This is a genomic window from Candidatus Erwinia dacicola (assembly GCF_001756855.1).
In the GTDB taxonomy this organism is placed as follows: domain Bacteria; phylum Pseudomonadota; class Gammaproteobacteria; order Enterobacterales; family Enterobacteriaceae; genus Erwinia; species Erwinia dacicola.
Genome location: NZ_MAYS01000050.1, coordinates 1 through 9436 on the forward strand (window position 1 = coordinate 1; position 9436 = coordinate 9436).

At 54.9% G+C, this 9436-nt stretch carries 8 protein-coding genes and 3 pseudogenes; 8 read left to right on the forward strand and 3 right to left on the reverse strand.

Features of this window, described 5'->3' with window-relative positions:
* Positions 1 to 192: 192 nt before the first annotated feature.
* From dksA to panD, 7 genes and pseudogenes are all read left to right on the forward strand, one after another.
* Positions 193 to 648 (forward strand): RNA polymerase-binding protein DksA, encoded by a 456-nt coding sequence (gene dksA / locus BBW68_RS01110; RefSeq protein WP_070133646.1) that lies wholly within the window; start codon positions 193 to 195, stop codon positions 646 to 648.
* A 66-nt stretch (positions 649 to 714) separates the two neighbouring features.
* Positions 715 to 1394: pseudogene (locus BBW68_RS01115) on the forward strand (glutamate--tRNA ligase family protein).
* A gap of 114 nt (positions 1395 to 1508) precedes the next feature.
* Complete coding sequence (gene pcnB / locus BBW68_RS01120; protein ID WP_083264724.1) at positions 1509 to 2930, forward strand: polynucleotide adenylyltransferase PcnB; 1422 nt, start codon at positions 1509 to 1511, stop codon at positions 2928 to 2930.
* On the forward strand, positions 2927 to 3406 hold the full coding sequence (gene folK / locus BBW68_RS01125; protein ID WP_070133648.1) for a 2-amino-4-hydroxy-6-hydroxymethyldihydropteridine diphosphokinase: 480 nt from the start codon (positions 2927 to 2929) through the stop codon (positions 3404 to 3406). Before pcnB ends, folK begins: the two co-directional genes overlap by 4 nt.
* A gap of 149 nt (positions 3407 to 3555) precedes the next feature.
* The gene (gene panB, locus BBW68_RS01130) at positions 3556 to 4350 is read left to right on the forward strand and encodes a 3-methyl-2-oxobutanoate hydroxymethyltransferase (RefSeq protein WP_070133649.1); all 795 of its coding nucleotides are present in this window, start codon (positions 3556 to 3558) and stop codon (positions 4348 to 4350) included.
* Positions 4351 to 4365: 15 nt separating this feature from the next.
* Positions 4366 to 5220: a pantoate--beta-alanine ligase gene (panC, locus tag BBW68_RS01135; RefSeq protein ID WP_070133650.1), complete on the forward strand. Its 855-nt coding sequence runs from the start codon at positions 4366 to 4368 to the stop codon at positions 5218 to 5220.
* 121 nt (positions 5221 to 5341) lie between these two features.
* Positions 5342 to 5650, forward strand: a pseudogene (panD, locus tag BBW68_RS01140) (aspartate 1-decarboxylase); the annotation flags it as partial.
* 70 nt (positions 5651 to 5720) lie between these two features.
* Here the strand turns inward: panD and BBW68_RS01145 are convergent.
* Both BBW68_RS01145 and BBW68_RS01150 read right to left on the reverse strand, forming a co-directional pair.
* Positions 5721 to 6491 (reverse strand): ABC transporter permease, encoded by a 771-nt coding sequence (locus BBW68_RS01145; protein WP_070133651.1) that lies wholly within the window; start codon positions 6489 to 6491, stop codon positions 5721 to 5723.
* Complete coding sequence (locus BBW68_RS01150; RefSeq protein ID WP_070133652.1) at positions 6488 to 7414, reverse strand: ABC transporter ATP-binding protein; 927 nt, start codon at positions 7412 to 7414, stop codon at positions 6488 to 6490. The genes BBW68_RS01145 and BBW68_RS01150 overlap by 4 nt, the downstream gene beginning before the upstream one ends.
* 231 nt (positions 7415 to 7645) lie before the next feature.
* On the opposite strand from BBW68_RS01150, the pseudogene can reads away from it, so the two are divergent.
* Positions 7646 to 8376: pseudogene (gene can / locus BBW68_RS01155) on the forward strand (carbonate dehydratase).
* 8 nt (positions 8377 to 8384) lie between these two features.
* On the opposite strand, the gene hpt reads toward can, so the two are convergent.
* Complete coding sequence (gene hpt, locus BBW68_RS01160; RefSeq protein ID WP_070133653.1) at positions 8385 to 8918, reverse strand: hypoxanthine phosphoribosyltransferase; 534 nt, start codon at positions 8916 to 8918, stop codon at positions 8385 to 8387.
* Positions 8919 to 9436 lie beyond the last annotated feature (518 nt).

Consider the following 9436-nt stretch of genomic DNA (forward strand, 5'->3'; position numbering starts at 1 on the left):
TGTTCGGTAATACATGCTGGAATGTCTAGCCTCTTCGTCCAAAACCGGCAGATTAAAACAACATGCATTACCTATTATTCAACAAAGCCCATGTGGGATCGATACCCGAAGATTTCGGGTTGCGGGATAGCGACCAACGTCCCTGCAGCTTAAAGATGAAGGGTGTAGTGCGTGTTATCCAGGAGAAGCAACATGCAAGAAGGGCAAAACCGTAAAACATCGTCCCTGAGTATTCTCGCCATCGCTGGGGTGGAGCCATACCAAGAAAAACCGGGCGAAGAGTATATGAATGATGCCCAGCTGGAGCACTTCAAGAAAATTCTTGAGGCGTGGCGTAATCAACTTCGGGATGAAGTTGATCGTACCGTCACACACATGCAGGACGAAGCCGCTAACTTCCCGGATCCGGTCGACCGTGCTGCTCAGGAAGAAGAGTTCAGTCTTGAATTGCGTAACCGAGACCGCGAGCGCAAACTGATTAAAAAGATCGAAAAGACACTGAAGAAAGTTGAAGACGATGATTTCGGCTACTGTGATTCCTGTGGCGTTGAAATCGGTATCCGTCGTCTGGAAGCGCGTCCTACCGCCGATCTTTGCATCGACTGTAAAACGCTGGCAGAAATCCGCGAAAAACAAATGGCCGGTTAACGGCATATGATTATGCAGTGAAGCGGGGAGTCGTTCCCGCACTCGCTTCACTGCCAATCATCAAAGATGATAACCTCAGATTATATCGGGCGCTTCGCCCCCGCCCCCTCCGGTGAACTACATTTTGGCTCTCTGATTGTTGCTTTATACAGTTATCTCCAAGCTCGCGCGCAGCATGGCGTGTGGCACTTACGCATTAAAGATATTGACCCGCCGCGTGAAGTCCCCGGTGCGGCAATGCGTATCCTGTAGCAGCTGGAGCAGTACGGACTGGAGTGGGATGATGAAGTCCTGTGGCAGTCGCAGCGTCATGAAGCCTACCGCACGGCGCTCGATCGGCGGCAGCGTGACGGGCACAGCTATTACTGCACCTGCACGCGCAGCCGGCCGTATTCAACAGGTTGGCGGGCTGTACGACGGCCATTGCCGGGCGCTGGGGCTCGGGCCGGAAAACGCCGCGCGGCGCGGATCTGATTGAGCCGACCGTGCGTCAGATAACGCTGTACCGTCAGTTTGGCTGGCCAGCGCCGCGCTATCTGCACCTGCCGCTGGTGTTAAACCACGACGGCAATAAGCTCTCTAAGCAGAATCATGCACCGCCGCTGCCGGAAGGCGATCCGCGCCCGGTGCCGGCAGCAGCGCTGCGTTTTCTCGGTCAGTCGGTCGCAAAAAGCTGGCACGATCTGAGTGTCGCAGCACTGTTGCAGCACGCAATTGGTGACTGGAAGTGCAAAAAATCCCAATGAACGACGCGCAGCAGTAGCATACACCGACTTCGGCATTCTCAAACGCTTCACTCTGAGCTATGATTAGCCGCTATTTTTACCGACCAGATTTTATTGTCACTATAGAGGTGTCCCATTTTTACCCGAGTTGCTAATTTTTGCCGGAAAGTCCTCAGTCGCGATGACGTGGCACCAGCCGAGGTTGAGGAAATGCGTCAGATGACCGTCATTCCGCGCGATAGTCATAACATCTCGCGCAAGGACATCAGTAAAAATGCCCTCAAGGTACTGTGTCGCCTGAACAAAGCCGGATTCGAAGCCTACCTAGTAGGCGGCGGGGTGCGCGATTTGCTGCTGGGTAAAAAACCGAAAGACTTCGATGTGACCACCAACGCCACGCCGGATCAGATGCGTAAACTGTTCCGCAACTGCCGTCTGGTTGGTCGTCGCTTCCGCCTCGCGCACGTGATGTTTGGCCCGGAAATTATTGAGGTTGCCACCTTCCGTAGTCACCATGAAGCGGAACAGCCGGTTGCTGATGACAGCAATAGCTCGCAGCGCGGTCAGCATGGCATGCTGCTGCACGATAATATTTTCGGTTCTATTGAAGATGATACCCAGCGCCGCGATCTGACGATTAACAGCCTCTATTACAGCGTGGCCGATTTCACCGTGCGTGATTACGTTGGTGGCCTGAACGACCTGCAGCAGGGCGTCATCCGCATGATCGGTGACCCGGAAACCCGCTACCGTGAAGATCCGGTGCGCATGCTGCGCGTGGTGCGCTTCGCTGCCAAGCTGGACATGAGTATCGCTCCCGAAACCGGCGAGCCGCTCCCGCGTCTCGCGATCCTGCTGAACGATATTCCTCCGGCTCGCCTGTTCGAAGAAACGCTGAAGCAGCTGCAGGCGGGTTACGCTCATCATACTTATCTGAAACTGCGTGAATATCAGCTATTCCAGCCGCTGTTCCCGATCATCACCCGCTACTTCACCGAACAGGGTGACAGTAATATGGAGAAGATAATCCTGCAGGTGCTGAAAAACACCGATAACCGCATCCACAACCAGATGCGTGTTAACCCAGCGTTCCTGTTTGCGGCGATGTTCTGGTATCCGCAGCTAGAAGCCGCGCAGAAAATCGCACAGGAGAGCAGGCTGGTCTATTACGATGCCTTCGCTCTGTCGATGAATGACGTGCTGGATGAGGCGTGCCGCTCGCTGGCTATTCCAAAACGCATCACCACGCTGGTGCGGGATATCTGGCAGCTACAGCTGCGCCTGTCGCGCCGCGACGGTAAACGTGCGTGGAAGCTGATGGAACATCCGAAGTTCCGCGCCGCTTATGATCTGCTGGCGCTGCGTGCCGAAGTGGAAAACAACCACGAACTGCAGCGTCTGACCACTTGGTGGGGCGAGTTCCAGGTTTCTGCGCCACCGCAGCAGAAAACTATGCTTAACACCCTGGGTGATGATCCGGTCCCACGCCTCCGTACCCGCCGCCCGCGCAAGCGCGTTCCCGGCGGCCAACGCCGTGACCACAGCAACGATGCATGATCCGCGTTTATCTGGCGCTGGGCAGTAATCTGGCCGACCCGCTGCATCAGGTGCAATTTGCCCTGAATGCGCTGGCGACCATTCCTGATACCACGCTGGTTGCCACCTCTTCCCTTTACCGCACCCCACCTTACGGCCCGCCGGACCAGCCTGATTTTCTCAACGCTGCCGTAGCGTTGGATACGGCACTTACGGCCGAAACCCTGCTCGACCATACCCAGTGCATTGAGCTGGAGCAGGGGCGCGTGCGTAAAGTGCACCGCTGGGGGCCGCGCACGCTTGACCTCGACATCATGCTGTTTGGTGAGCAGACGCTGAGCACGCCACGCCTGACGGTGCCCCACTACGATATGCACAATCGCGCCTTTATGCTGCTGCCGCTGCTGGAGATCGCCCCCGATCTGAGCCTGCCCAATGGCACGGGCATCGCCGATCTGGTGGCTACGTTCGACATCAGCAGCATTCAACGCTGGTAAGGCGCGAACCGGTAAACTCAGGGCTGGGCATGCCCAGCCCCTACGAAAAAACCAGCACGGACATTATTTCCTCTGGCCCGTGCCGGTGCTGACATCCATCTTCCCTTCCATTAAGATACGCCCAATAGAAAATTTTTAACGGGGAACTAATGAAACCGACTACCGTCTCGACTTTACGCCAGTGGAAGCAGCAGGGGCACAAATTCGCCACCATCACCGCCTATGATTACAGCTTTGCCCGCCTGTTTGCCGATGAAGGTATTCAGGTAATGCTGGTGGGTGATTCCCTTGGCATGGTGGTTCAGGGCCACGACTCCACGCTGCCGGTCACCGTGGCCGACATCGCTTACCACACACAAACCGTGCGCCGTGGTGCCCCCGCTGCGCTGCTGCTCGCCGACCTGCCGTTTATGGGCTATGCCACGCCACAGCAGACCTTTGACAGTGCCGCGACGCTGATGCGCGCCGGGGCCAATATGGTGAAGCTGGAAGGCGGCAAATGGCTGGCGGAAACGGTGCAACAGTTAACCGAGCGCGCGGTGCCGGTGTGCAGTCACCTCGGGCTGACGCCGCAGTCGGTGAATGTTTTCGGCGGGTATAAAGTTCAAGGACGTGAAAGCGCCGCTGCTGATCGCCTGCTGGAAGATGCGCTGGCACTGGAAGCGACGGGCATACAGCTGCTGGTACTGGAGTGCGTGCCGGTTTCGCTGGCAAAACGTGTGACCGAGGCGCTGGCCATTCCGGTGATTGGCATTGGCGCGGGCAACGTCACCGACGGTCAGATTCTGGTGATGCACGACGCTTTTGGCATTACCGGCGGCCACATTCCTAAATTCGCCAAAAACTTCCTCGCTGAGGTCGGAGAAATCCGCGCTGCAGTGCGTCAGTATGTGGTAGAAGTTGAAGCCGGAACCTATCCGGCCGCTGAACACAGTTTCCAGTAAACAAGGAGAAACACCGTGCTGATTATTGAAACCCTGCCGATGCTGCGCCGCGAAATTCGCCGCTGGCGCCAAGACGGCAAGCGCATTGCGCTGGTGCCAACCATGGGCAACCTGCATGACGGACATATAACCCTAGTGGACGAAGCGCGCGCGCGTGCGGATATCGTAGTGGTCTCGATCTTCCTTAACCCGATGCAGTTTGAACGTGCGGACGAGCTGGCGCGCTACCCGCGCACGCTGCAGCAGGACTATGAAAAGCTGAACCGTCGTGGCGTTGATCTGGTGTTCTCCCTAGCGCCGAGTGATGTCTATCCCAAAGGGCTAAGCGAGCAGACGTTTGTCGACGTGCCGGGTCTCTCCACCCTGCTGGAAGGCACCAGCCGTCCGGGGCACTTCCGCGGCGTTTCCACCATCGTCAGCAAGCTGTTTAACCTAGTGCAGCCTGACCTCGCCTGCTTTGGCGAAAAGGATTACCAGCAGCTGGCGCTGATCCGCAAAATGGTGGCGGATATGGGCTACGATATTGATATCGTCGGCGTGCCCACCGTGCGCGCCAAAGATGGTCTGGCGCTCAGCTCGCGTAACGGCTACCTGAGCAGCGATGAGCGTAAAATCGCCCCGGCGCTGAGTCAGGTGATGCACAGCATCGCCTCAAAACTGGAAAGCGGCGAGCGCCATGTGGAAGAGATGATTGCGGCGGCGGAAAATGAGCTGGCTGCGCAGGGCTTGCAGGCCGACGGGCTGGCGATTGTGGATGCCGATACGCTGCTGCCGCTCAACGTCGACAGCCAGTGTGCGGTGATCCTGATGGCTGCTTGGCTCGGCAAGGCTCGCCTGATTGATAACCAACAGGTTGATCTGACCCAGTAGACAGACGTTCGGTGCCGGGTAATACTGGCGTCCGTTTTTTGCATTGACTGTAGAGTGATGGGTTATGAATCGTACTATGTTGCAGGGCAAACCCCACCGGGTCACCGTGACCTAGGCTGACTTGAATTGCGAAGGTTCCTGTGCCATCGTTCAGGATTTCCTTGATGCTTCCGGCATTCTGCAATACGCAGCTATCGATATCTATAACATCAACAATGGCCAGCGTTTCTCAACCTACTCTATCGCCGCCGAACGCGGTTCGAAGTTCATCTCGGTGAACAGTGCGGCGGCGCGCTGTGCCTGCGAAGGGGACCTGCTGATTATCTGTCCGTACGTGCAGATGTCGGACGCGGAGGCGAGCGAATGACAGCCGAAGGTAGCCTATTTCGAAGGTAAAAACCAGATGAAGCGCGTGGCGAAACGAAAGCCGTGCCTGTTCAGGTCGCGTAATCGATGTTGTCATAACGGACCGATCGGAAAAAATGATCGGTCCCTACTAATCAGGTACGTAATCCGCGACCGCGCTGGATCAGCACCCACACCAGAATATAAAACACCACAATAAACGCCACCAGCACGCCCAGCGTAAACGCCAGCGGCACATCATTAATCCCGAGGAAGCCGTAGCGGAATCCGCTGATCATATAGACGATTGGGTTCAGCTTCGACACCATCTGCCACACCGGCGGAAGCAGCGTCAGCGAATAGAACACCCCGCCAAGATAAGTCAGCGGCGTCAGCACGAAGGTCGGGATCAGGCTGATATCATCGAAAGTACGGGCAAATACCGCATTCAGCAGGCCTGCCAGCGAGAACAGCACCGCCGTTAGCAGCAGCGTCACCGCCACCATCAGCCACGAATGCACGTGGAACGGCACGAAGAACAGCGAAATCGCCGTCACCAGCACTCCCACGCAGATACCGCGCGCCACGCCACCGCCGACATAACCGGCGATAATTACGTGCGTCGGCACCGGTGCCACTAGCAGCTCTTCGATATTGCGCTGGAACTTGGCGCTAAAAAACGACGAGGCCACGTTGGCATAGGCATTGGTGATCACCGCCATCATAATCAGGCCCGGCACAATAAACTGCATGTAGCTAAAGCCGTGTATTTCACTGATGCGCGAGCCGATCAGGTTGCCAAAAATAATAAAGTAGAGCGTCATGGTGATCACCGGCGGCACCAGCGTCTGGATCCAGATGCGGGCGAAACGGTTAATCTCTTTACCCCAGATGCTTTTCAGGGCGACCCAGTATAGATGTGTCATGCTTTTTCTCCTTTGCGCCCGTTAACTAAGTCGACAAACAGCTCCTCAAGACGGTTGGCCTTGTTGCGCATACTCAATACCTGCACGTCCTGATGGCTAAGCTGGCTAAACACGATGTTCAGTCCCTGCTCACGCAGCACTTCCACTTCCAGCGTCGACGTATCAATCAGCCGGTACTGGAAGCCTTCCAGCTTCGGCAGTGGGCTTTTGGCCGCGAGGTCGAGAATAAAGGTTTCCGATTTCAGCTTAGAAAGCAGGCCCTTCATTGAGGTGTTTTCCACCAGCTCACCGCGCTGAATAATGCCGATATTGCGGCACAGCATTTCGGCTTCTTCCAGATAGTGGGTGGTCAGGATAATGGTGGTGCCCTGCGCATTCAGCTCCTGCAGGAAGGTCCACATTGAGCGGCGCAGTTCGATATCTACCCCGGCAGTCGGCTCATCGAGGATCAGCAGCTTTGGCTCGTGCATCAGCGCACGGGCGATCATCAGGCGGCGCTTCATCCCGCCGGAGAGCATGCGCGCACGTTCGTTGCGTTTATACCATAAATCCAGCTGCTTCAGGTATTTTTCCGCACGCTTTAACGCCTCTGGTTTCTCCACGCCGTACAGTCCGGCTTGGCTGACCACAATCTGCATTACGGTTTCAAACTGGTTAAAGTTGAACTCCTGCGGCACCAGCCCGAGCTGACGCTTGGCGTTGACCACATTCTGTTGCAGATCATAGCCAAACACCCGGACTTTGCCGCTGGTTTTGTTGACCAGCGAGCTGATAATGCCGATGGTGGTAGATTTACCGGCACCGTTAGGGCCGAGCAGCGCATAGAAATCACCAGCCTCGACAGCCAAGTCGAAGCCCTTGAGGGCCTGAACCCCGCCTGCGTAGGTTTTGGTCAGTTTTTTAAGTTCCAGTGCATAAGTCATAGGTAAGATGGAGCCTTATTTATTAATAGCCTTCATACTTCAAGCCGCAGGTGCGTTGACTACATTAGTTCATCCGAATCACTTACTTCAGTAAGCCCATCGGGATTTGCTCATTTGCCGCCTTTCTGCAACTCGAATTATTTGGGGTATGGGTTTCTTGTTTGTCATTTCCAATCACGGAGCGTTGCTCTATATTACGGTACACATTTCGAGGTAGTGACCGACATCATTATGAAAAACATTAACACCCTTATCAGCAACAATCGCCAGTGGTCCAAATTCCTGAAATGAGGAAGCCCCTGGTTTCTTTGAACGCCTGTCTCTGGCGCAGAAGCCGCGCTTCCTGTGGATTGGCTGTTCTGATAGTCGGGTACCTGCCGAGCGCCTGACCGGGCTGGAGTCGGGTGAACTGTTTATTCATCGCAACGTCGCCAACCTAGTGGTCCACATCGATCTGAACTGCCTGTCGGTGGTGCAGTACGCGGTTGAAGTGCTGGACGTGGACCACATTATTATCTGTGGTCACTACGGCTGCGGCGGTGTTCAGGCGGCGGTAGATAACCCGGAACTTGGTCTGATCGGCAACTAGCTGCTGCATATCCGTGATTTGTGGTACAAGCATAGCGCGTTACTGGGTGAACTGCCGCCGGAAAAACGCTTTGATAAACTGTGTGAAATCAACGTGATTGAGCAAGTTTACAACCTCGGCCATTCCACTATCATGCGGTCAGCATGGATAGCGCGGGCAGAAGGTCAACATTTACGGCTGGGTTTACGGTATTCAGGATGGTTACCTGCGCGATCTAGAAGTCTCCGCAACCAGTCGCGAAATCCTCGAACAGCGCTATCGCCAATCTGCTAAACGACCCGGTTCTCAATCCCTGATCCGCACAGCCTGCTACAGGCTGCGTATGATATTACAGGCCAGAAAATCCGGCCTTAGTCGATTGTGCTGTGGGTAATTCTGCGATTACTTGTCCAGCACCACTTTACCCACGTACGGCAGGTGGCGGTAGCGCTGGGCATAGTCAATACCGTAGCCCACCACAAACTCGTCAGGAATGGAGAAACCGACATACTCTACCGGCACGTCCACTTCACGACGAGAAGGCTTATCCAGCAGGGTGCAGATCGCCACGGATTTCGGGCCGCGCAGGCTGAATAGCTCACGCACTTTGCTCAGCGTATTACCTGAATCAATAATATCTTCGACGATCAGCACGTCTTTACTGCGAATGTCCTCATCTAGATCTTTGAGGATTTTCACATCACGGGTGCTTGAGGTGCCGTTGCCGTAGCTCGACGTCGTCATAAAATCGACTTCGTGCGGGACATCAATGGCGCGGCACAGATCGGCCATAAACATAAACGAACCGCGCAGCAGGCCCACCAGCACCATTTCGCTACCGCTATCGCGATAATGCTCAGTGATTTGCTGGCCGAGTGCGGCAACGCGGGATTTAATCTCAGCTTCGGAGATTATAACTTCGACGGAATGTTTCATAATTCAAATATCTCACTAATTTTATTCAGTTAAAAACCATGTAAAGCATGTATTTAAACCAAGTATTGATACACCAGTTGATATACAGAGTATTGCACAATCAAGTACAACAGCGATAGCATGAGAACCTTTTGAAGCAAGGGATTATATCAGGGATGGTCGCGGGGTGGGCTGAAAGCGTAATAACAAATTGCCGCTTCCAGTGGTTTTGCAGTTTTACCTGTACCACTATCGGCGGCGGGTGTGATGGGGTTTATTCCAAGTGTAGGTAGTGCTGGCTGAACGTTCAAGGTCTGCCCTGCAGCGCTGTACGGTCTGTGCCTGTGCGCGTGCGAGGGTTTGCCGGATAATCAGACGGTCGCACCCGTCCAGCTCGCTGGTTAGGAGATTGAATCGCCTCTTTTGAGAGCGCCCAACCATGAATGTCAGAACGAACTATCCCTTTAATGCGGCGCTCGTGCGTAGGTTTAAGTATAAAAATGCAATTTTTGTCGTGTTTTTAACCGGAAAGCCATTTT